At 31.8% G+C, this 24,375-nt stretch carries 21 protein-coding genes and 1 tRNA gene; 16 read left to right on the forward strand and 6 right to left on the reverse strand.

Annotated features, from left to right (window positions below):
• The first annotated feature begins 196 nt into the window (after positions 1-196).
• The 11 genes from EV196_RS10160 to EV196_RS10210 all read left to right on the forward strand — a co-directional run bounded on the left by EV196_RS10160 (position 197) and on the right by EV196_RS10210 (position 8,781).
• A complete protein-coding gene (locus tag EV196_RS10160; protein WP_132217649.1) occupies positions 197-481 on the forward strand; it encodes a hypothetical protein in 285 nt (94 codons plus the stop codon).
• 111 nt (positions 482-592) lie between these two features.
• On the forward strand, positions 593-1,003 hold the full coding sequence (gene ruvX / locus EV196_RS10165) for a Holliday junction resolvase RuvX (protein WP_132217650.1): 411 nt from the start codon (positions 593-595) through the stop codon (positions 1,001-1,003).
• 88 nt (positions 1,004-1,091) lie between these two features.
• On the forward strand, positions 1,092-1,682 hold the full coding sequence (gene def / locus EV196_RS10170; RefSeq protein WP_132217651.1) for a peptide deformylase: 591 nt from the start codon (positions 1,092-1,094) through the stop codon (positions 1,680-1,682).
• Positions 1,683-1,738: 56 nt separating this feature from the next.
• Positions 1,739-2,173, forward strand: a complete 435-nt coding sequence (locus EV196_RS10175) for a DUF5606 family protein (protein ID WP_132217652.1) — start codon at positions 1,739-1,741, stop codon at positions 2,171-2,173.
• Between the two features lie 74 nt (positions 2,174-2,247).
• On the forward strand, positions 2,248-2,808 hold the full coding sequence (locus EV196_RS10180) for a TlpA family protein disulfide reductase (RefSeq protein WP_132217653.1): 561 nt from the start codon (positions 2,248-2,250) through the stop codon (positions 2,806-2,808).
• 33 nt (positions 2,809-2,841) lie between these two features.
• The gene (locus EV196_RS10185) at positions 2,842-3,807 is read left to right on the forward strand and encodes a D-2-hydroxyacid dehydrogenase (RefSeq protein ID WP_132217654.1); all 966 of its coding nucleotides are present in this window, start codon (positions 2,842-2,844) and stop codon (positions 3,805-3,807) included.
• A 49-nt stretch (positions 3,808-3,856) separates the two neighbouring features.
• Complete coding sequence (locus tag EV196_RS10190; protein ID WP_132217655.1) at positions 3,857-4,945, forward strand: sensor histidine kinase; 1,089 nt, start codon at positions 3,857-3,859, stop codon at positions 4,943-4,945.
• 4 nt (positions 4,946-4,949) lie between these two features.
• Positions 4,950-6,269, forward strand: coding sequence for a sigma-54-dependent transcriptional regulator (locus EV196_RS10195; RefSeq protein ID WP_132217656.1), 1,320 nt, complete (start codon positions 4,950-4,952; stop codon positions 6,267-6,269).
• Between the two features lie 379 nt (positions 6,270-6,648).
• Positions 6,649-7,014, forward strand: a complete 366-nt coding sequence (locus tag EV196_RS10200) for a hypothetical protein (RefSeq protein ID WP_132217657.1) — start codon at positions 6,649-6,651, stop codon at positions 7,012-7,014.
• Positions 7,015-7,044: 30 nt separating this feature from the next.
• Positions 7,045-8,349, forward strand: a complete 1,305-nt coding sequence (locus EV196_RS10205) for a Glu/Leu/Phe/Val family dehydrogenase (RefSeq protein ID WP_132217658.1) — start codon at positions 7,045-7,047, stop codon at positions 8,347-8,349.
• A 12-nt stretch (positions 8,350-8,361) separates the two neighbouring features.
• A complete protein-coding gene (locus tag EV196_RS10210) occupies positions 8,362-8,781 on the forward strand; it encodes a GreA/GreB family elongation factor (RefSeq protein WP_132217659.1) in 420 nt (139 codons plus the stop codon).
• Positions 8,782-9,338: 557 nt separating this feature from the next.
• On the opposite strand, the gene EV196_RS10215 is transcribed toward EV196_RS10210, so the two are convergent.
• From EV196_RS10215 to EV196_RS10240, 6 genes are all read right to left on the reverse strand, one after another.
• The gene (locus EV196_RS10215; RefSeq protein ID WP_132217660.1) at positions 9,339-10,484 is read right to left on the reverse strand and encodes a lycopene cyclase family protein; all 1,146 of its coding nucleotides are present in this window, start codon (positions 10,482-10,484) and stop codon (positions 9,339-9,341) included.
• Positions 10,485-10,499: 15 nt separating this feature from the next.
• Complete coding sequence (locus EV196_RS10220; protein WP_132217661.1) at positions 10,500-10,949, reverse strand: sterol desaturase family protein; 450 nt, start codon at positions 10,947-10,949, stop codon at positions 10,500-10,502.
• A 9-nt stretch (positions 10,950-10,958) separates the two neighbouring features.
• Complete coding sequence (locus EV196_RS10225; protein ID WP_132217662.1) at positions 10,959-11,798, reverse strand: phytoene/squalene synthase family protein; 840 nt, start codon at positions 11,796-11,798, stop codon at positions 10,959-10,961.
• Positions 11,795-13,258, reverse strand: a complete 1,464-nt coding sequence (locus EV196_RS10230; RefSeq protein WP_132217663.1) for a phytoene desaturase family protein — start codon at positions 13,256-13,258, stop codon at positions 11,795-11,797. The genes EV196_RS10225 and EV196_RS10230 overlap by 4 nt, the downstream gene beginning before the upstream one ends.
• 46 nt (positions 13,259-13,304) lie before the next feature.
• Positions 13,305-14,204 (reverse strand): MerR family transcriptional regulator, encoded by a 900-nt coding sequence (locus tag EV196_RS10235; protein WP_132217664.1) that lies wholly within the window; start codon positions 14,202-14,204, stop codon positions 13,305-13,307.
• 91 nt (positions 14,205-14,295) lie between these two features.
• Positions 14,296-14,380 (reverse strand) — tRNA-Leu (locus tag EV196_RS10240).
• A gap of 350 nt (positions 14,381-14,730) precedes the next feature.
• Between EV196_RS10240 and EV196_RS10245 the strand changes: the two genes are divergently transcribed.
• From EV196_RS10245 to EV196_RS10265, 5 genes are all read left to right on the forward strand, one after another.
• Positions 14,731-18,900 carry a hybrid sensor histidine kinase/response regulator transcription factor gene (locus EV196_RS10245; RefSeq protein ID WP_132217665.1) on the forward strand — a complete coding sequence of 1,390 codons (4,170 nt, stop codon included), beginning with the start codon at positions 14,731-14,733 and terminating at the stop codon, positions 18,898-18,900.
• 175 nt (positions 18,901-19,075) lie between these two features.
• Entirely contained in the window at positions 19,076-20,275 is a 1,200-nt protein-coding gene (locus EV196_RS10250) for a glycoside hydrolase family 88 protein (RefSeq protein WP_132217666.1), read from the forward strand.
• A 37-nt stretch (positions 20,276-20,312) separates the two neighbouring features.
• A complete protein-coding gene (locus EV196_RS10255; protein ID WP_132217667.1) occupies positions 20,313-21,182 on the forward strand; it encodes a hypothetical protein in 870 nt (289 codons plus the stop codon).
• A gap of 520 nt (positions 21,183-21,702) precedes the next feature.
• The gene (locus EV196_RS10260) at positions 21,703-22,926 is read left to right on the forward strand and encodes a glycoside hydrolase family 88 protein (RefSeq protein ID WP_132217668.1); all 1,224 of its coding nucleotides are present in this window, start codon (positions 21,703-21,705) and stop codon (positions 22,924-22,926) included.
• A 467-nt stretch (positions 22,927-23,393) separates the two neighbouring features.
• Entirely contained in the window at positions 23,394-24,323 is a 930-nt protein-coding gene (locus tag EV196_RS10265; RefSeq protein WP_132217669.1) for a carboxypeptidase-like regulatory domain-containing protein, read from the forward strand.
• The last annotated feature ends 52 nt before the right edge of the window (positions 24,324-24,375 follow it).

The raw sequence follows: 24,375 nt of genomic DNA on the forward strand, positions 1-24,375 counted from the left end.
CATCTGCTGATAATTAAAAAAATAAACCAATTACCGATACTTAATGGTTTTTCGTCTTTTAAACACCGTATCTAGTCGCTTAAACGTAAAAATATGCATTTCAACTACTAATCGAAAATACTGGCGTGTATATCTAATTTATTGTGTGTAAGGCTTTCATCGCATATATATTTGCTTCATCAAACAACAAGAACAGATGAAAACAAACTTTTACATATTATTAATCTTCTTATTAGCTTTCACTTTTGGTAACGCACAAAGTACTACTGAAACTGTTAAGGTTGAGATTAATAATACTGTTTCTGTTTCTGAGGATAATAAAGAAGTAACTGTTGAAAACAAAATAATTTTAATTGAGGCTTCAGAAGTAAAAGAATCTATAGCTCGTAGTAGTGATATTAGACTTTACTTTAACCGTTTAAGAAATGTTGACAATTTAAACTTATTGTTTCCTAAAATCAACAATCCAATAAAGGCTTAAACCAAACAAGAGTTCATATTCAAATATTATACAAGGTTAAATTATTAAAAGGCTTTCTTAAAAAGAGAGCCTTTTTTGTTTTTTACCCTATTTTTGCAAAAAAGAATTAATATGGCACGTATTTTAGCAATTGATTATGGTATGAAACGCACCGGAATAGCAGTAACCGATACTTTGCAAATTATAGCATCTGGTCTTACTACGGTTAATACCAATGAATTGGTTTCTTTTTTAAAAGATTACACAAGTAAAGAAGCTGTTGAATTGTTTATTGTTGGCGAACCCAAACAAATGGATAATACGGCATCGGAAAGTGAAGTGCTTATTGTGCCGTTTTTAAAGAAATTGGAAGAACAGTTTCCAAATATTCCTATTCAGCGGGTTGATGAGCGTTTTACTTCTAAAATGGCATTCCAAACCATGATAGATAGCGGCCTGAAAAAAAACCAACGAAAAAACAAAGCCTTGGTTGATGAAATTAGTGCTACCCTTATTCTTCAAAGCTATTTGTACTCCAAGTAGTTGCTTTTATAAACGAATAAATTTTTCATAAATACAATCAAAAAGTTATAAGTATTGTATTTTTGCAGGAATAATAGAAATTACAACCATGATTTTACCCATTATAGCCTATGGCGACCCTGTTTTAAAAAAATTAGGTGTCGATATTAATAAAGATTATCCTCAATTAGATATTTTGTTGGATAACATGTTCGATACCATGTACAATGCCTTTGGTGTCGGTTTAGCAGCACCACAGATAGGATTAGCCATTCGTTTATTTATTGTTGATACTACGCCGTTTTCAGAGGATGAAGAATTAACAATCGAAGAACAAAATGCACTTAAAAGCTTCAAACGGGTATTTATAAATGCGAAAATTACTAAAGAAGAGGGAGACGAATGGGCATTTAATGAAGGTTGTTTAAGTATTCCAGATGTACGTGAAGATGTTTTTAGAAAACCTACAATTACCGTTGAATATTTAGATGAAAATTTTGAACCACATACAGAAGTGTTCGATGGTTTAATTGCCCGGGTCATACAACATGAATACGACCATATTGAAGGCATTCTGTTTACAGATAAGTTATCGAGTTTAAAAAAGCGTTTAATAAAAGGACGACTAACAAACATATCGAAAGGAAAAATAGATGTGGATTACCGTATGCGTTTTCCAGACCAAAAAAAGAAACGATAATATTTGCAAGACATCATTAAACGGTAGATATTTGCCGTTCTTAAAAAAAATAATTTATGAGTTTAGAAAAAGTTATAGCTATTACAGGAAAGCCAGGTTTGTATAAATTAGTGGCACAAACTCGTGGTGGTTTTGTAGCAGAGTCGTTAATAGACAAAAAAAGAATGTCTGTTAATATTCAACAAAATGTAAGTGTTTTAAGTGAAATAGCTATTTATACTTTAACAGAGGAAGTGCCTTTAAAAGAAGTGTTTAAAAGCATTCAGAAAAAAGAAAATGGAGGAGCAACTTCAGTAAAAGCTAAAGATAGTAAAGATAAATTAGAAGAATATTTCTTTGAGGTTTTACCGGATTATGATGAAGATCGCGTGTATGCAAGCGACATAAAAAAAGTAATTCAATGGTATAACTTATTGTTAGAACACAATATGTTAGATTTAGAGGACGATTCTAAAGAAAAAAAAGAGACTGTTAAAGATGAAGAAGAATAAATAATTCTTTATTTTTTTGTTATATATTAGGCATAGTTTCGACATAGAAATTATGCCTTTTTTAATTTATAATTATGAGCTTTTTAAAGAAAAACATTAAGAACATTCTGTTTTTGTTGGTCATAGCAGTGATGTTAATTCCACAAACTAGACAACCTATTCAAGTATTATTACATAAAGCCATCGCATTAGTGAAACCAGTATCCATTAACGAAACGAAACTAACCAGCTTACCTCATTACAATTGGAAATTAACGGATGAGAATAACGTAACTTTTAATTTTGAAAATGCTAAGGGAAAGGTTGTTTTAATCAATTTTTGGGCAACATGGTGTCCGCCTTGTATTGCCGAAATGCCTAGTATGCAAGCGCTTTATGATGATTATAAAGACCAAGTGCTTTTCCTTTTTGTAACTAACGATTGGTATAGTGAAATCAATCCGTTTCTGAAAAAAAACAATTATACATTTAAAGTGTACAGACCAGCAGCAGAGTACCCGGAATATTTTGATATTCCAACCATACCTAGAACATTTTTAATAGACAAAAACAGCAATGTTATTATTGATGAAAATGGTGCTGTAAATTGGAATAGCGATAAAATAAGAAATACAATTGATAATTTATTAAAGTAATTTTTTATAAATTATCATTAAAAAGCACAAAATATGAAAATGGTAATTTTAGACGGATTTACATTAAATCCTGGCGATTTAAACTGGAAAGACATTAAACAGTTTGGCGATTTAGAAGTGCACGATCGAACGGATTTTAACCCAAAAACGGTTATTAAAACTATTGGAGATGCCGAAGTAGTGTTTACAAACAAAGTGCCACTTCCTAAAGAGGTACTTACAGAAGTTCCTAACCTTAAATATATAGGCGTTTTGGCAACGGGTTATAATGTGGTAGATATTGATGCCGCTAGAGATTTAGATATTTTAGTCACCAATGTGCCAAATTATGGAACAGCAGCTGTGGCGCAGTTTACCATGGGTTTGCTGTTAGAAATGTGCCATCATATTGGAGACCATAACAAAGCAGTACAGGATGGAGAATGGGCAAAGGCTCCAGATTTTTGTTTTTGGAATACGCCATTAATTGAACTTGCAGGAAAAAAATTAGGTATTATAGGCTTTGGCAGCATAGGGCAGGCCACTGCAAAAATAGCTCAGGCTTTTGGGTTGCATATTTTGGCTTATAATAGAAGCAAAGATTTATCGTTGGAATCGGACACATGTCGATATGTCGAATTAGATGAGCTTTTTGAAAAATCGGATATTATTAGTTTGCATTGCCCGTTAAACGAAAGCACAAAAGGAATTATAGACAAAAAGAATATTGCAAAAATGAAAGATGGTGTTATGATAATTAACACAGCTAGAGGTGGTTTAATTGTGGAGGAAGACTTAAAAGAAGCACTCAATTCTGGAAAAGTAGCTGAAGCAGCGGTTGATGTAGTTTCATCAGAACCCATAGAAGAAAACAATCCGTTATTAAAAGCGAAAAACTGCATCATTACACCTCATATTGCTTGGGCTCCTAAAGAATCGAGAGCACGTTTGCTTGATACTGTTGTAGATAATTTAAAGACTTATTTGGATGGAAATCCTAAAAATGTGGTAAATACTTAATTGTTTTTTTGATTTTTAGAAATCAACCTGATAATTAAATTTTAAAGCAATGAGCAATATAGAATTAGCACTTAAGGAACGCATAAAAGAATTAACCTGTCTTTATGAGGTGTCGTCTATTATTGTGAATGCAGATATTGAGAGTCTTGAAGATACACTTAAAGCCATTGCGTTTAGTGTGCAAAAGGCGTTCAGTTTCCCTGAGAAAACACAAATTTTCATTTCAGTTGATAACATGAATGTAGGAACGTCGCATGTTTTAAATAGGTCTGTGGAATTAGTATCAGAAATAGCTATTTTTAATAAGTTGTCAGGTGCTATTTCAGCACATTTAAATCATTCAAATTTCACTAAAGAAAATTTTTTAAATGAAGAACAACAACTATTAAACACCATCGCTTTAAAATTAGGGAGTTTATTCGAACGTGTAGAAATCAGGAAAAATGAAATGTCTTTAAAAAGGCAAATGGAGCATGCAGACCGACTTAAAATTTTAGGAGAGCTCACTGCAGGAATAGCACACGAACTTAATACGCCTTTGGCCAACATTTTAGGTTTTGCTGAATTATTAAAAGATAATCTTGAAAATAACAACGAAAGTTTGGCAGATTTAGATAAGATTATTCAAAGTGCTATTTTCTCAAGAGAAGTTGTAAAAAATCTCATGTTTTTTGCTTGTGAAATGCCTCAAAAAATGACACGGGTGAATATAGTTCCAAGCATTAAAGGGGCCATCGATTTGTTGGATGCTACTTTCAGAAAACAAGAAGTAAAATATATTGTAAAGATAGAAGATGAAACCTTGTGGTTAAAGGCGGATACCATACAACTTACGCAAATAATTTTCAACCTTATCACGAATGCTATTTACTTTTCACCAAAAAATGGACTGGTAGCCATCTCAACATTTCAAACAGATACGGCTATTGTATTCAAAGTATCCGATGAAGGTCCTGGGCTTTCTTCCGACGCATTGGAAAAAGTATTTCAACCATTTTTCACTACAAAACCCACAGGAGAAGGTTCCGGTTTAGGTTTAAGCGTCGTACACGGCATTGTTTCCAGTCATAAAGGAACCATTGTGGCAACAAATAATCCGAGTAAAGGCGCTACCTTTACAGTAACATTACCAAAGTAATTATATGCAATTTCAAAAAGAAAACATATTGGTTGTAGATGATGATATCAATATTTTGGAGTTGCTACAACGGCATTTAAAATCATGGGATTATCACACTTATAAAGCTGTTTCGGTTAAAGAAGCGGTTGCTATTTTAAGAGATACTTCTGTTGATTTGTTAATTACTGATTTAAAAATGCCAGAAGTTGATGGTTTTGAACTTCTTAAATTTGTATCAGAGCATTACCCAAAATTGCCTAAATTGGTAGTTACTGGTTACCCTTCGATTCAAGATTCATTAGTGGCCATAAAATCTAAAGTCGTTTATCTTACAAAACCTTTTACAAAAGACGAGTTGAAAGCTGCAATAGATAGCACGTTGCCAAAAAGTAATACAGTTAAAAAAGCCCAAATCCATCAACCAAATAAAGAGGGGTATGGTGAGATTATTGGTGTTTCAGAAAAAATTGATAAAGTCATTCAAATTATTGAACGTGTTAAAGATAATAAAGCAACGGTTTTTATAAATGGTGAAAGCGGCACAGGAAAAGAGTTGGTGGCAAGAGCTATTCATTATCAAGGTAAATTTTCAAGAGCGCCTTTTATTTCTGTGAATTGCGGAGGCATCCCTGAAAATCTTTTGGAAGCAGAGCTTTTTGGTTATGTGAAAGGTGCATTTACAGGTGCCGACACCAATAGAAACGGCTATTTTCAAGCAGCCAATGGCGGTACTATTTTTTTGGATGAAATAGGTAATGCATCTTTGGCAGTTCAATCAAGATTATTACGTGTCTTGCAAGAAAAGGAAGTGTTGAAAGTGGGTTCTCAAAAAGCAGAAAAAGTAGATGTTCGTATTATTGCGGCAACCAATAGTGATTTAAAGGATATGATAATAAAACAAATCTTTAGGGAAGATTTGTATTATAGACTTACGGTTGTTGAAATTAATGTAGCGCCTTTAAAAGACAGAAAAGAAGATATACCGTTGTTGGTAGATAAATTTCTGTTTAAATATGGGGTGGAATATAAAGACCGATTTGTAAAAATCACCTCAGAAGCATCCAATTTATTACAGCGTTACGATTGGCCTGGAAACATTCGGGAATTGGAAAATGTAATTCAACGTGCCGTAATCATGTGCGATAAGGTTATTGAAATTGAACACTTACCCAATAGCCTTAAATTCAATATTGATTTTTCAAATGAAAAGTTATTACCATTAAAGGAAATGGAAAAACAATACATTTTAAAAGTTTTGAATGCTACAAACAATAACAAAACTAAAGCTGCTGAAATTTTAGGTATTGATAGAAAAACCATTCGTCAAAAACTTTCAGAATAAATTCTCTTAATTACATAATATTACTGGAACATTTTGCCTCAGTTGGGTAATTATGTACCACTTTCTATTTATTACTTTACATTCTAAAAACTCCCAAAACCCTTATATACAAAGGGTTTTTTATTGCAATCATATTTTGTGGCACAAGTTGGTATAAGTATTGTCTTTATTCAAAAAAAGAATAGACACTATGAATACAAATAAATTTAACATCTGTCCTAGTTGCATACATGTAAAAACCTGCGTGCTTACTACTCAAAAAAGTCAAGTATGGTCGTGTAGTGAATATGATGAAGTACCAACACATTCAAATTCTTTTTCACAACTCGAAATAAATCAGAATAGAAATCATAATCATATTTAATTAAAAACATAAATCATGAAAAATTATATAATAGCAACTTTAATAGTTTTTGTGACTTTAAGTATGCATGCTCAAGACCAATTTAGTAAATCAATAAATCTAGCAAAAGGCGATGTTATAGAAGTAGGTAATCCGTCAAGTAAAATGTATAAACATATAAAACTTCCACGTGGAAATTTTGTGGGAACAGAAAAAGGAGTGTCCAATTATAAATCTGCCTTAGGAAATGAGGTTGTTGTAACCAACATTAAAAAGATGCAAAATGGGAATACAATAATTAGTGTAAAACGAAATGATGGTAAACTATTTTTTAATACGGTAGCTACCTTAAATATTAGTTTAGAAAAAGCTTTAAGGGTAAATGAAATTAAGTTAATGTAATAGGAATCAATATTTATAAAGAACAATAACATGGCAATACTAACAGAAGAATTAAATTCTAAAACAAAAAAAGTGCTACAAAAGGGGATGATGGACAATGTGATGGAGCAATTTAATCGTGCCGCAAATCATATTAATTTACATCCTAATATTCGAAAAATTTTAAGCATCACAAATAATGAAATCGTCATTCATTTTCCCGTAAAAATGGACAATGGCGACATAGAAATTTTTACGGGTTACCGCGTGCAACATAACAATGCTTTGGGACCTTACAAAGGTGGTTTGCGCTACCACCCAACAGTTGATATTGATGCGGCAAGAGCCCTTGCTATGTGGATGACTTGGAAAACATCGCTAGCTGGTTTGCCATATGGTGGTGGTAAAGGGGGGATTCAAATAGATCCTTCAAAATATTCGCAAAGTGAGTTGGAACGTATTACACGTAGGTTCACGTTTGCATTGGCGGATAATATTGGGCCTGAGCATGATATTCCAGCACCCGATGTTAACACCAATAGCCAAACTATGGCGTGGATTGCCGATACTTACATGAGTACCAGACCACCTGCGGAACGTTCGGCAAACCAGCATGTTGTAACAGGTAAGCCTGCTGGAAGTGGTGGATTGGAAGGTCGTGATAGAGCCACCGGGTTTGGTGTGTATTTAAGTATCAAATTATGGGTACAAAGTCAAAATGACACATTAAAAGATAAACGTTTTATGGTACAGGGTTTTGGGAATGTAGGTTACTGGGCAGCTCATTTTTTAGAAAAGGAAGGTGCTAAATTAGTTGCAGTACAAGATGCTTTTGGAAGTATTGAAAACCAAAAAGGTATTCATGTGGAAACACTTTTTGAGTATACCAAAACCAATGAAGGAAGCATTGTTAATTTTCCTGAAGCATTACTTATTGGTAAAGAAGATTTTTTTGGTGTAGACTGTGATATTTTTATTCCAGCCGCTTTGGGCAATCAAATAACGAAAGAAACGGCACCAAAAATTAAAGCACGGTTAGTTGCTGAGGGTGCTAACGGACCAACAAACGTAGAAGGAGAACAAGTACTTTTAAAAGAAGGTGTTGCCATTATTCCTGATATACTATGTAATTCAGGAGGTGTTATTGCCAGTTATTTTGAATGGCTACAAAACAGAAATGGCGAATTATGGCATATGGAAGAGGTTATGAATAAGTTAGAAAAAAAACTAAAAAGTTCTTATGAAGCCGTTTCTGTATATGCACAAAATGAAGATGTAGATATGCGAACTGCAGCCTATTGTATAGCCATCAAACGCATTGAAAAAGCTTATATACAACGCGGGATTTTCCCATAAAAAATTAAGAAAATGAAATACGGAAGTATCATGTTGGAAAAAAAGGAGTATGTGTATATTAAACGCATTCTTAACATTTCTGGATATGTAGGAGATCATGAAATCCAGAAATCTTTAGCAAAATTTTCAGAAGAATTAAAATCAGCTCACATTTTAGACGAGGCAGAAATGCCGGATGATGTAGTGCGCTTAAATAGTATCGTAAGGGTTACAGTAAATAATAATTGGGAAAAAAGCATTCAAATAGTGCAACCTTCAGAAAAAGATATTAAGAATAATAAAATTTCAATTCTTACCACTATGGGGTCTGCATTAATGGGATATTCAAAAGATGATATTATTGAATGGGATTTCCCTAATGGTAAACAACAGATTAAAATCACTGAGGTTACCCAAGAAGGAACTTTTAGTCCCATTGAAATAATATTATAAAATAATAAAATTATGACAGATTCTAATGCCTAACACATAGTAAACGTTTTATGAATGAATATTGAAGATTTTATTTTTTCAATACCTGCAAATATCAAATTCCAGGATTAAATGCGATAGAATTACTACAGGCAGATGGTCATGATTTTGATAAAACTAAAGAGAGATATTTAAAGAATCTAGAGAAATTAAACACAAATAATGTATTGGCAGTGCATCAATAAATTCAACTTCTATGAATAATCGGAAATTTTATATTATAACAGTAGTCATTGGAATAGCAATTATAGCTTTATTGTCGTGGGTTGTGCCTGCTCCAATTTTTTAATAATTAAGTTCGTGTTTTTATTTTATGAATGCAAACAACTTTTTTTCTAGTTTTAATAATCAATGTGGCTATTTGAAACATAGAAACACTAAATCTTATATATAAAATTTTTGAGAGTGACTTTTATTATTAGTTATTAGTGTGTTTTAAAGCCGTGGATAGACATTTATCTGCGGCTTTTTGTTTATAAATTTATTAGGTACTAAACTATTAAAAATGATTTGTTGAATTAAAGCGTTTTAAAAAAGGCTTTAATAAACGACCATGAAAACAACGACCACATAATTTTAAGCTCTTCAAAAAAGGTAGATTCCTCATCTAAAAAGCGAAACATGGTTTGTACGGAGTTTTTATCGTAAAATTGTTGAAAAATCCATTCGCCTTTATGGTTTTCATCTTTTAAAACTTTCAGAAAAACTTTGTCGTAAAACTTATATTTTCTTTTGAATAATTTGTAAGAAGGATTTCTATTTGCTTTTATATTTTCAACAATAATAGCAACTTTTTTTTCGGTATGTTTAAATGAATAGCCCGTAGAACCTTTAACCCAACCACCACCAGTACCTATTTTGGTAATATGTTGTGTGTTGAAATTTTCAAACGGGAAATTCGTCATAGGGATTTGTCCTGTTTCCGTTTCAATAATAGAATAATGATCAATTTTTAGAAACGTATCAATGTATGTTTTAATGTAATGATCGTAAACGGTTTCATTTACAGGGTGTTCTGTAAAATAAGTAAATTCCACCAATGCTTCTGTCTCAGAAAAAGGAAGTATGTAGGTGAATGTGGTTTGTTCGCCATCTTTCAACCTGTAATCCATCATAACAAAGTTGTTTTTATCAAAAACAGGGGATTCAGTTTTAATAATCCAACCTTTAAAATGTTGTACTATGTTAATATAATTAGAAGCTGTTTTTTGAAAAACTTCGGGTAACCGACTATCGAAAACGTGATTAGCAGTGTATGTGTGTTGGTTCGTTTTTACAGTAACAATATTCAATTCTTGAACATTTTCTACACTTTCTAATAAAAAATGAATGTTTTTGTTTGGATTAAGTTTTGCTTTGGAAGTGTTGTAAAAATCAATGGCACGAATGGTTTTATAACTATAGGGATGTAGATTTAAATCAATTGTTTTATTTGAAGTTTTAATGGAAGCCTTTCCCCAAGATTTTTGAATGATGGAATTCCATTTTGAGGGTTCTGTTTCCCAAAAACTCCAAGTTTTGTCGTTATTGTTTTTTTCTGAAGGATCAATCAGAGCAATTTGCTTATCGCAAAAAAAAGAATCTGAAGCTAATTTTAATGCTAACTGTAAACCAGCCAAACCATTTCCAATGATGATATAATCGAAATGGGTGTGCTTCGTCATGTTACTATAAAAAGTCTATTTCTTAAAATATTTAAAAGGTACAAATAGCATCCCGAAACATTCACCATCTTCTTTCCCGATGTGTTTGTGGTGCATTTTATGTGCACGCCTTACGCCTTTAGCATACCTGTTGTTAGCATTTCTAAAAAGTTTGAAACGCTGATGTATAAAAATATCGTGTACTAAAAAATAAGATAAACCATAAGCAAAAATACCTATTCCAATAGGTAAACCTGCCCAAAATATATCGTTTTTCCACAGTAAAAAACAGCCAATACTTACAACTGCGTAAAAAACAAAAAAAGCATCATTTCGTTCAAACCAACTATCATGGTCTTTTTTATGGTGGTCCTTGTGTAAACTCCATAAAAAACCATGCATGATGTATTTATGTGTAAACCACGCCATAAACTCCATAAAGCAATAAGTTGCTAAAAAGATGAGTATAAAATATAAGATTTGCATACTATAAATTTACATTAAATTTAACTGATATTTGACATAACTACGCATTAATAACTCTATTTTTTTTGGATTTGAAACACGTATTCTGGCATTTTTTATTTGTAATGCCGGTGTTTTTTTAAGTTTTTTTAGCAATTGTGTATAATATCTATATGCCATAAAAACACCAAATTTAGCTTCAATGGGTAATTTTTTAATACCGCTTAGTCCCTTTTCAAAATCATTTTCAATATCATCGATGATTTGTTTTTTAGAATTTTCATCTAAATTGCTCAAATTTACGTTAGGGAAATAGCTTCGTTCCAAACCATCAAAATCGGCTTGTAAATCTCTTAAAAAATTCACTTTTTGAAAAGCAGACCCTAAAGCCATGGCGGTATCTTTAAGTTCATTATATCTGTCATGGTCTCCTTTAACAAATACTTTTAAGCACATTAATCCTACAACATCGGCAGACCCATATATATAATTTTTGTATTCATCTTCAGTTAAATAGGCGCTTTTGTGTAAATCTAAACGCATACTTTTCATAAAAGCGTCAACTAATTCCTTATCAATATTATATTTATGAAATGTATATTGAAATGAATTTAAAATAGGGTTTAAACTAATTTTATGTTTTAAAGCATGTTCTAAATCTTCTGAAAATTTATTAAATAAATCTTCTTTATCATACTCATGAAAAGAATCTACAATTTCATCAGCAAACCTTACAAAACCATAGATATTGTAAATATCACTTCTAATAGATTTGTATAACATTTTAGTAGCCAAAGAAAACGAGGTGCTATAGGTTCTAGTTACTACTTTACTGCAACTATACGAGACGGTATCGAAAAGTGATTTCATATTTGATGGTGTTTTATGATTAAATCTGCAACTAATTTACCTGAAATTAATGCTGGTGGAACTCCTGGACCAGGAACCGTTAGTTGTCCTGTAAAATATAGGTTTTTTACTTTTTTGCTTTTTAATTTAGGTCTTAAAAAAGCTGTTTGGGAAAGCGTATTAGCCATACCGTACGCATTACCTTTATATGAATTATACTCTTCTATAAAATCTTTAACACAAAAAGATTCTTTAAACATTATATTATTTTTGATATTCTGTTGTGTTAACTTTTCAAATCTTGAGATTATTAAATCAAAATATTGTGATCTTAATGCCTCTGTATCTTCAATTCCTGGAGCGATAGGTATTAAAAAGAAACCTGTTTCGCAGTTTTTTGGAGCCATTGATGGGTCTGTTACAGAAGGGAAATTAGCATAAAATAAAGGGTCGCTTGGCCATTTTGGATTATCGTAAATTTCTTCTGCGTGTGTTTCAAAACTAGTGTCAAAAAATAAATTATGATGCCTCACATTTTTAAGTTTTTTATCAAAACCAATATAGAAGAGGAGCGACGAAGGTGCAAATGTTTTTTTATTCCAATATGCTTCGGAATATTGACGGTATTTTTGGTCTAATAATGTTTCAGAATGGTGATAATCTGCACCACTTAAAACAATATCACTTGTGTAGGTTGTACCATTTGAGATTATGCTTGTTGCTTTATTATTTTCAATAACTATTTTATCTATGGGTTTTTCTGTTAGAAATTTTACACCTAAACTTTCTGCTACACTTTTCATGGCTTTTATAATTTCGTACATGCCTCCTTTTGGATGCCATGTACCTAATCCGAAATCGGCATAGTTCATAAAATTATAAAACGCTGGTGTTTTACTTGGTTTAGCACCTAAAAATAAAACTGGAAATTCTAATGTAGAAATGAGTTTCGGGTTTTTAAAATTCTTTCTTACTTCACCGCTTATCGTCTTAAAAAATTGATCTACACGCACTGCGGTTTCTGGAGTTACCAATTCAAATGGTGAAACACCTGGTTTTAAAACCACTTTATTTATAGCAATATCATAATTTGTTCCAGCTTTATCAATGAATTTCTTCAAAAATTTAGAACTTCCGGGTTCTATGCGATCAAATTCAATACAGATTTTTTCAAGTGTATCTCCTATAGTAATAATTTCGTCCTTAAAAAATATTTGATAGGCAGGATCAAGTTTGTCCAATTCAAAAAAATCGGAGCGTTTTTTACCGAAATCAGCAAAAAACTTATCAAAAATATCGGGCATCCAATACCAACTGGGGCCCATATCAAAAGTAAAGCCATCTCTAATCAATTGTCTTGCGCGACCGCCAACGGTTTTGTTTTTCTCAAAAATGCTAACATCGTAACCAGCTTTGGCTAGGTAGCACGAAGCAGAAATGGATGAAAACCCTGAACCTATTATATTTACTGTTTTTTTCATATTGTTTAACAAATATAGTAAAAAGTTAAACAAAAAACGTATTACTTTATAAATCTTTAACTAAATTTTCAATTGATTTATAAATTGAAATGTTTTTTGGAAGTTCACTGGAATCAAAATTTAATATTTTTTGTCCTAAAAGTAATAATTTAGTGTTGTTATCTTTAAGAAGTAATTCGCTAAAATTGTTTAAATAAGGAGCGATGTTTTCTTCTTCAGGATAAATAGTAAAGTAAGATACAAATATAATTTCGTCAAAAAAATCGAATAAGTCGGTTAAGCTTTCCATAGGCACGCTTTCTCCCAAAAATATGGTGTGGTTTCCTCTACTTCTTAGTTCATAATTTAAATATAGCAGTCCTATATCGTGTATTTCATGGTCTGGTAAAAATAAAATATAGGTTTTAGATATTGGTTTTGGCTCTAAGCTCTGCAGTCTTTCAGTATTTAAAAGAATTTTTTGCTTTATAAGAACAGAAATAAAATGTTCGTGTGCTGGGGTTATGGTGTTGGTTTGCCACAATAAACCTATTTCGTTTAATAATGGAAGAAAAACAGCATAGAATATTTGGCTAAAAGTTTTATTTTCTAATAAATTGTTGTAGGTACTGTAAAAAAGAACCTGATCAAAATTCATCATAGACATTTTGAAGGCGTTTAAAGCATGATCTTCAATTTTGCCTCTAGATGCTAATTCTCTTACTTTTATAGGTATTTCCTCTTCTTTAAGATCGGCTATTTTAGAAATTTTTAAACCGTTATTGTTTAAATAAGAAATATTCATGAGCTTTTGAAAGCTTGAAACACTGTAATTCCTAATATTGGTATCGGTCCTGTCTGGGCTAAGTAATTTGTAGCGTTTTTCCCAAATACGTATCGTGTGTGCTTTGATACCAGTGAGGTTTTCAAGATCTTTAATGCTGAAGTTAACTTTGATATTGTTCATCAATAATGGTTAAAAGTTGAACAAAAATAGAAAAATCAATTGATTAAATCAATGTTTATGAAGATTTTTAATTTATTTAAATGAAGTAAAGTGCGCACGAGAAGATTCGAACTTCCACATTCTAAGCGAATACCAGCCCCTCAAGCTGGCGCGTCTACCAATTCCGCCACGTGCGCTAAATAACTATAATCGCGACCAAAGCTAAGGATTTTTATAACAAACCCAAAAGCGTTTTTGCTATAAAAAAAATTAAAGTTGGTCTTGTTTGAAATAATGAACAATTATATAAAAAAAACCGTTTTAAAACATAAATATTGGTAATTATAATAATATATTATTTGTGTCTAGCCTTAGCTTTTTTTAAGCAGAATTGTTTAATTTAGTTCCGTATTTTTTTATAGCGCAATCTTATTAAATCATTTAATTACATTGCTAGTCAATTAATTTAATTTCAAAAGAAAAATCACCTTTCTATAATTTAATTTTTAATTTATTATTATTGTAGATTCTCAAAAAAAAGCATGGAATGAAAAGAAGTTTATGTCTTATTATTTTAAGTTTTTGCTGTAATTTTATTTTCGGACAGTATACAAACCTTAAGTTCGAAAACCTAAATACAGACAAGGGGTTATCGAGTAGTACCTGTTTGGAGGTTTTTCAAGATAGTCAAGGGTTTTTGTGGTTTGGTACTATTGATGGGCTTAATAAGTACAATGGCTATGAGTTTAAAGTATTCAGACCTATTATTAATGACTCTACCTCCATAAGTAATAATAGAATAAATGCCATTCAAGAAGATAAACAAGGAAATCTTTGGATTGGCACAAACAATGGCTTGAATTTGTACAACAGACATACAAATACATTTCATCAAATACCGCTTTACAAACAGCCTCTTATTACATACAATCCTAAAAAAATTATAAATTCTTTGTTGTATAATAAGGATGAAAATCAACTTTGGGTAGGTACGAGTAGTGGTTTAGTAAAGCTATCATTACATGATGATACGAGTGATATTAATAATTTAAACCCAGTACATTATTCTTTTAAATTTAATACGGTAACTAGTTTAGACAATAATAATGTAAACGTTATTGTAAAAGATAAGGATGGTTTTATTTGGGTGGGAACGAACGGACAGCATTTAAATAAATACAATCCTAAAACAGATGATTTTTATAGAGTTTTAATTGAAAGTAAAACACCATACGAATTAAATCATATCCCAAAACGATTGTTTATTGATTCTGATAACGATTTTTGGATTGGTAACGATGCCTCAAATTTTATTTTGTGGCAAAGGAAAACAAACACTTTTAAACAGGTTAAACTTACTAATACAAGCGTGCCCTTTTATGAGTTTTATCAAGATGCATCTGGAATTATTTGGATTGTTACAGATGGTTCTGGTATTTTTTTATATAACAAGAAAACTGGAGAAACACAGCAGTTAGAGCATAACCCCATGGATCCTTTTTCTTTGCCAGGAAATCAAATTTCCGATGTGATTCAAGGGAAAGATGGCATTTTTTGGTTAGGAACTTATAATCAAGGTATTTGTAAATTAGATATTACTAAGTCCAATTTCGGGCATTACTACTACAAAAAGGGAACAAAAAACGGTTTAAATGAGAAGATAGTACAATCGGTACTTCAAGATTCCAAAGGGCGTATTTGGATAGGTGCCTATAATGGCGGTTTGAATTTGTTTGATGATAAGGACAATACTTTTACAACCTTTAGCCATGATCCTAACGATGCAGAGTCCTTAAGCTCCAATAAAATGTTGTACACATTTGAAGCTAACGATGGCGATATTTGGGTATGCACTTTAGATGGAGGCCTTAATAAATTTAATCCGGAAACACATAAAAGTAAACGGTTTTTTCATGAAGAGTTGGATGATTCTACCATTGGTCAAAATTCGGTTTGGACCGGTGTAGAGGACAATAAAGGTAGAGTTTGGTTGGGTTTAAGAGATGAAGGTTTGGATTTATTTGATACAAAAAATAAAAAATTCCATCATTATAAAATAGGAAATAGCAAAGCAGATGGATTGTTGAGCAATTTTGTTTTTTCATTATTTATAGATTCAAAACAACGGCTTTTGGTGGGTACCTCTTTAGGTTTAAATTATATTAACCCTAATGAGTTGAAAAATGAATTTCCTAAAGAAATTAAATTTAACGATGTAAATGTTGAAGGTATAGCAGGAAACCGAATAAACTACATTGTTGAAGATCATTTGCACAATATTTGGTTAGGTACAGATATTGGTATTTACATATTAGATTCACAACTCAATTTAGTAAAATCTTATTTTACCCAAGATGGTTTGCCCAATAATTTAATTACAGGATTAAAAGAAGACCATTTTCATAATTTTTGGATTACCACAAGAAGTGGTTTGTCGTTTTTAAATCCTAAAACGAATCAATTCAAAAACTTTAATACCCACGATGGTTTACAGGGGATGGAATACCAAAGTAAATCCATCGAAATAACTGATGACGGACGTATTCTGGCAGGAGGTATTAATGGTTTTAATATTTTTAATCCCAAAGATATTGTTATTACCTCTTCAGCAAAACTACTTCCAACTATATCTGGATTGAAAATAAATGATAAATATGTTCAAGTAGGTGATAAAATAAATAATAAGTTTACTTTAAAAAAACCACTTTCAGAAGCAGACCATATTACATTAAACTATAATCAATCCAATTTATCATTCGATTTTATAGCACTTCATTATCAAAACCAAGAGCAAGTAAAATATGCTTATAAAATGGAAGGGCTTAATGATGAATATGTTGTGGCTGGTAACAATAGAGTTATAAACTATTCCAATTTGCAACCTGGAGATTATGTTTTTAACGTGAAAGCTTCGGTAGATGGTGATTGGGATACGGCTCCAGCAGCTTCAGTTAATATCATAATTAATTCTCCACCTTGGAAAACTTGGTGGGCCTATGCGCTTTATGTAATTATTGCAGCGGTAATCTTATGGTTTTTCCAAAAATATTATACCGAAAGTGTTAATAGTGAAAAGGAACGTGAATTCGACCAGATGAAACTGGAGTTTTTTATAAACGTTTCTCATGAGTTCAGAACGCCTTTAACGTTGATTTTGAATCCGTTGGATAAATTAATAACAGGTTTTAATGATGCCGAAGTTGTAAAAACATCTGCCATGTCCATTCAACGAAGTGCCCGACGTTTATTGTATCTCGTAAACCAGTTATTGGATTATAGAAAAATGGAAGTAGGTATGGCGCCTCTACAATTACAAAAAGGAGATATCATCAAGTTTAGTAACGATATTTTTACCCTTTTTAAAGGAGTTGCTTCAAAAAAAGGAATTGATTATGTTTTTTCATCCACTTCAGAGCAATTATTTTCTTTTTTCGATTTTGATAAAATAGAAAAGATACTTACCAACTTAATTTCAAATGCTATTAAATTTACAGAAAGTGGTGGGGAGATTAAGGTATCAGTAAATAGGTTTTCAGAGAAAACCAGAAACTTAAACTTTCTTAAACAAGATAAGAAAAAATTAGATTCCTATATTGAAATAGTTGTTGAAGATACTGGTATTGGCCTTGATAAAGAACAACTTAAAAAGATATTTTCGCGCTTTTATAATGTGGATCCACATAAAACAGGTACAGGTATTGGTTTAAATTATACACGTGGTTTGGTTGAACTTCATGGCGGAGAAATTTTTGTGGAAAGCCAATTCAATAAAGGCAGTAAATTTGTTGTTAGAATTCCTTATAATAAATCGGCAGAGTCAAGTGTTATTAATAATGTGAAGGATGAGTTTTTAATAAACTCAATGAAATCTGTTGAGTACGATATGCTTATATCTGATGCTAGCCAAAAGTATGATGATAAAGTGGAAACAACAGAGAAGGGCGAATTGCCTACCATATTAATTGTTGAGGACAATAAAGAGCTAAGGGAGCATTTAAGGAATGAACTGAAAATCCGTTATCACATTATTGAAGCTGTAAATGGGGAAGAAGGGTTGGAAAAAGTATTAAAACATTACCCAGATATTGTTGTTAGCGACGTAATGATGCCAAAAATGGATGGTTTTGAATTGTGCAAAAAAATAAAATCGGAATTTGAAACCTGTCACATCCCAGTGATTTTATTAACGGCCCGTGCTTTAGAAGAAGATAGAATAGAAGGCTATAAAACAGGGGCAGATGGTTATTTAGGAAAACCATTTAATTTAAATGTTTTAAAAGCAAGAATTGCTAATTTATTGGAATCTAAACGAATCCTTAGAGAAAAATTCTCAAAACTTGGGGCTGTTATAAGCTCAAATGAGGTGACCAGTAATTCTATAGATGAAGCATTTCTTGAAAAAACCACCAAAGTTATTTTAGATAATATTAGCGATATCGATTTTAAATTGGAGCATTTATTGAAAGAAATAGGTATTGGTAGGTCTCAGTTTTACAGAAAAATACAATCTATCACAGGGCAAAACCCAAGTAATTTTATTCGAACAATTAGATTGAAATATGCTTCAGAATTATTACTTAAAGGTGCATATACCATTAAAGAAATAACGCATATGTCTGGCTTTAATTCGGCTGCTTATTTTGGTAAAACTTTCCGTGAATTATATGATATGACACCTAGTGAGTACTTAGAGCAGAATAAGAAAGAAGATGCATAAGTAATAAATAAATTCAAATTTTTATAAACCTTGTGGGGCAAATGGGCATTGATTTACTTGATTTGATTCATATTTTATAATATTCTTAGAAAAGTATTTTTATACTTGTAGTTATAACTTAACTTAAAAAATGCTTGCCTAATTAGTAGTGTTTTTTCATTTAAAGAATTATGATATGAGAATTTTTAAAATTATTTGTGTTGTTTTTTTAACTGCCACTCTTTTTGCAAGTTGTGCCAATGAAAAAAAGAAAACACCAAAAACGGATGTTGAAATAGTACTGGACCAAAGTACAACAAAACTAAAAAAAGCTTTAAAACATCTAAAAAGCTACGATAGCTTGCCTAGAAATATACCAAATGGAAAAAAACATTGGAAACTAGTTGGTGTAAAAGATTGGTGTAGTGGCTTTTGGCCTGGTGTGTTATGGTATGGTTATGAGCATTCTGGTAACGATTCTATAAAAATAGCAGCCGAAAAATTTACCGAAGCAGTAAAGCCTATTGCTTATTCCAGTGCAGAAGATCACGACATAGGTTTTCAAATATATTGTAGTTTTGGTAATGGCTACCGTTTAACTGGAAATGAATCTTACAAAGAAGTTATGTTGGCTGCAGCCGATACTTTAGCAACTTTATATAATCCTATAGTTGGTGCTATTCAGTCTTGGCCTTCAAAGACGGAAATTTATCCACACAACACCATTATTGATAACATGATGAATTTAGAGCTATTATTCTGGGCTGCTAAAAATGGAGAAAATAAAGATCTTTATAATATTGCGGAAAGTCATGCCAATATAACCATGAAATATATTGTAAGACCAGATAGTGCCGTATATCATTTGGGCGAGTTCAACGATAAAACAGGCGAATTTATTAAAGGGCATACGCACCAAGGCTATGCAGATGAGTCTATGTGGGCTAGAGGACAAACTTGGGGTATTTATGGCTTTGCATTGGCATATAGAGAAACCGGTAGGGACGATTTTTTAAATACATCAATCAAATTAGCTGACCATTTTTTAAACCGTTTGCCAGAAGATGGTATTCCGTATTGGGATTTTGATGATCCAAAAATCCCAAATGCACCTAAAGATGCTTCGGCAGCGGCTGTTGCAGCTTGTGGTATGCTTGAATTAGCTAACGTATTAAAAGATGAAAAGTTAAAAACAAAATACACCAATGCCGCTAAAAAGTTTGTGAAAATTCTTTCAACTGAAAAATATTTAAGTGGAAAAACAAATGATGCTTTATTGTTGCATTCAACAGGGCATCATCCTAAAGGTACCGAAATTGATGTTCCAATTATTTATGCCGATTATTATTTTATGGAGGCATTAACACGGTTGGAAAAATTAGAGTCATCTCAATAATATGATGTTTTTTAAAAAAATAAAAAAATCAGTAAGTATGAAAAATTTTAAACTTATTATTTGTGCATGTTTCATATTAAGTGTGCCACAATATTTTTATGGGCAAACCATACCCTATAGCATAGGCCGAATAGTAGTAAGCTCAGATGGAAATGAGCACGACCACGACGATTGGGCAGCAACACCCTTCACACTCGCTTTATTGGCAGCTAGAAATTTACAAGATAAGTTAACCGTTTACACGTTTAGCGACCACATTTGGGGAAGTAATCACGATAAAAGTGATGGCAAGGAGCAAATGCTTAAAAGTGCTTTAGAAGGGAAAGATATCTACCATTTTAATAAATCTAATTTTATTGAAGCCGTTCAAGATTCAACAAAAGCTATAAATGCCATTACCAAACAAATTAATAAATCTAGCAAAAAAGACCCTTTAACTATTGTTGCTGCAGGCCCCATGCAGGTTGTAGGGAGTGCCATTCAAAATGCAAAAAGTTCTAAATTGAAATATGTTCGTATTATTTCTCATTCAAGCTGGAATGATAACCATGCCGATAAACCGAACGATTGGGAACAGCATTCCGGTTGGACATGGAAAGAAATAAAAGAAAAGTTTGAGCCAAAAGGACTGATTATAGATAGAATAGTAGATCAAAACGGAGGGAAGGATTATGAAGGTATGAAAGCACCTAAAGAGCAATTCGATTGGATTAAAACTACTCACATTCGTGAAAACTCCGTGGAAAATAAAAAACAGTTAGATTGGTTATATTCTAGACAATTAACCTGTGTTAAAAAAGGTGATTTCGATCCGTCTGATGCTGGTATGGTTATTTATTTACTTACAGGTAAACAAAAAACAAATCCAGATGATGCTAGAGCTATTATTGAGAATTTTGTTAAATAATAAATTATAATGATGAAATTTTTTTAACTAAATCAAAAAACATTTTAGCCAGCCTCTTGTGTTTTTCTCATTTTATTTGATTTTTTAGGGTTTAATACCCCGAAGCTTACGCGTCTTCATTTATGGAATTTGAAATTTCCTTTTTTTTAGAATTTATGCCTCATGGGATTGCCCTGAATTAGTTTAAGAGTGGTACAAAATGTAAAATTTAAAATTATAAAAAAGTCTGTTAATAGAAAACTAATTAAATCTGAGCAATCAGAAATGATGCAAATTGGATAATAATTTAGAATGGATTTTCAAACCATATTTTATCAATTGAAACAAATATATTCTTTGTTCGAACCAAGTTTTATTAGCAAACAGAGGGGTTTAAAGCCGAAAAGGGTATTAATTTATTAAAAATGATTCATAGTTTATATCAAAAAAAAGTAAGTATTAATATACTTGCATAGTAACATATAACTAAAACTTGGATATGTGTTTTTTTTAAAATTTGTAAAACAAACAAAAATAGTATATGAGAATTTTCAAACTTGCTTCTGTAGTTATATGTATAGCATCCCTGTTATCTTGTAATAATCAAAACAAAAAGAAAAGTGAAGACACGGCTATGGTAACCGTCAAAACAAACGAGGAAATTGTGCTTGATAAAAGTGTAGTTAAACTTAAAGAAGTTTTGGGGAGTTTAAAATATGCTGATAGTTTTCCAAGAAACATTACCAAAGGTCAAAAAGAATGGAATGTTGTAGGTGTTAGAGATTGGTGCTCTGGTTTTTGGCCAGGAGTTCTTTGGTATGCGTATGAATATTCTAATGACGAGGTTTTAAAAGCAGGTGCAGAAAAGTTTACAGAGCCTTTAAAAACGATTGCATATACGCCCGCTGATAATCATGATGTTGGTTTTATGGTTTACTGTAGTTATGGTAATGGTTATAGGCTTACAGGTAATGAAGAATATAAAAAAATATTATTAGCTGCCGCCGATACGTTAGCAACACTCTACAGCCCTAAAGTAGGGACTATTTTGTCGTGGCCAAATATGAAACATGAATTTAAATACAATACCATTATTGACAATATGATGAATTTAGAGCTTCTTTTTTGGGCAGCCAAAAATGGGGGTGATAAAAAGTTATACGACATGGCAGTAAGTCATGCAGATGTTTCAATGAAACGTTTAGTGCGTCCAGATTACTCTATTTATCATGTAACATGTTTTGACGAAAAAACAGGTGAGTTTATCGAAGGTAAAACACACCAAGGATATGCCGATGAGTCTATGTGGGCTAGAGGACAAGGATGGGGTATTTATGGTTTTGCGATGTCTTATCGTGAAACAGGTAAAGAAGAATACTTAGCAACAGCACAAAAATTAGCCGATCACTTTATAGAACGTTTACCAGAAGACGGTATTCCTTATTGGGATTTTGACGATCCTAAAATCCCAAATGCACCAAAAGATGCTTCAGCGGCAGGTGTTGTTGCTTGTGGTATGTTAGAGCTGTCTGAGCAGTTAAAAGATGAAAAATTAAAAGAAAAGTATTTAAATGCAGCTAAGGATTTGATAACACGTTTAAGTTCTGATGAGTATTTAAGTGGTAACACCAATGATGCACTCTTGTTACACTCAACTGGGCATTTTCCTAATAATTCTGAAATAGATGTGCCTATTATTTATGCCGACTATTACTTTATGGAAGCCTTATTAAGATTAAGAAAAATTGAAAGTAAAAACATATAGAGTTAGTTTGTTATTTTAGTTAGTTTATGAAACTTAGTTTCATTTTGAGTAGCCCTTTAAAATTATGTTTTAAGGGGCTTTTTGTATGTGTTATTTTTAAATAGTTAAGTTTAAAAAACAATTTATTGATGCTTGAAGTTTCTTTTTTTTATGAAAATTTAAGATTTAAAAGTGTAAAATGTATTTATATGCTTTTTTATAATTTAATTATATGATTTTGTGCTTAAAATGAATCATAATTTATAAGAATTGCATCATGATTTAGATAATTAATAAATTAAAACATATACATTGTTTAACATAATTTTAACATTAGATTCGATGTTTTTTCGAACTCTAAATTGTTAATAATCTAACAAATTAAACTATGAGTAAAAAAGATTGAAAATTATCACCATTAAAGAGTTTGTAGTTAATAACTCTAAATTCAACTAAATTCTAATTATTTACTATCAAAAAAACTATTTATGAACAAAACAATTAAACTAAAAAAGATCTATTTAAAGCTGGTTATGTTATTGGCTTTGTGGTTAAGCTTTTCATTTAGTGCATTACATGCAACTACAGATGTAAAAATAGATGAGCAGAACAGAACAATAAAAGGACAAGTCATCAGTGCTGACGACAACATGGGTTTTCCCGGTGTTAACATATTAGTAAAAGGAACAAATATTGGAGCTGTTACAGATTTTGATGGAAACTACACTATTAATGTTCCATCAACAAATGCTGTTTTAGTATTCTCTTATATTGGGTTTAAATCTAAAGAAATTACTGTAGGAAATAACAAAACCATTAATGTCACTTTGGAAGCAGATGTTTCTGCATTAGATGAAGTTATTGTTGTTGGATATGGAACACAAAAAAAGGAATCCTTAACAGGATCTATAGAACAGGTTACCTCTGAAGTTTTTGAAAATCGCGCTGTCACTAATGTGGCGTTGTCATTACAAGGGCAATCACCTGGATTAGTGGTTAATAGAACTTCTTCGCGACCAGGTAATGAAGGTATTGGTTTGCAAATTAGGGGTGCTACTTCAGTTAATGGAGGAAGCCCGTTAATTGTAATCGATGGCGCTCCTGCATTTGACGACAGTGAGTTTTACCAAATGAACCCAGATGATATCGAATCTATAAGCGTTCTTAAAGATGGTGCTGCGTCTATATATGGATCCAGAGCAGCAAATGGTGTAATTTTAGTTACGACTAAAAAAGGTAAGGGTAAAATGAAGGTTGAATTTAATTCCATGCTTAGAATGAATTTCTTAGGCTTAAGACCTCCTGTTCCATCTTATCAGCAATATGGACAATTATGGTTGGATGCCGCAGAACAAGATACTACTCCCAATTATTGGAACTGGGGAGAAGCAACTATAAGATCTTTTGCAGCTGGCTAATCTGGATTTTTTCAAACCCCTACCACCGTTTGGGGATATAATGGATTAATAT

Source organism: Mariniflexile fucanivorans, assembly GCF_004341235.1.
GTDB lineage: Bacteria > Bacteroidota > Bacteroidia > Flavobacteriales > Flavobacteriaceae > Mariniflexile > Mariniflexile fucanivorans.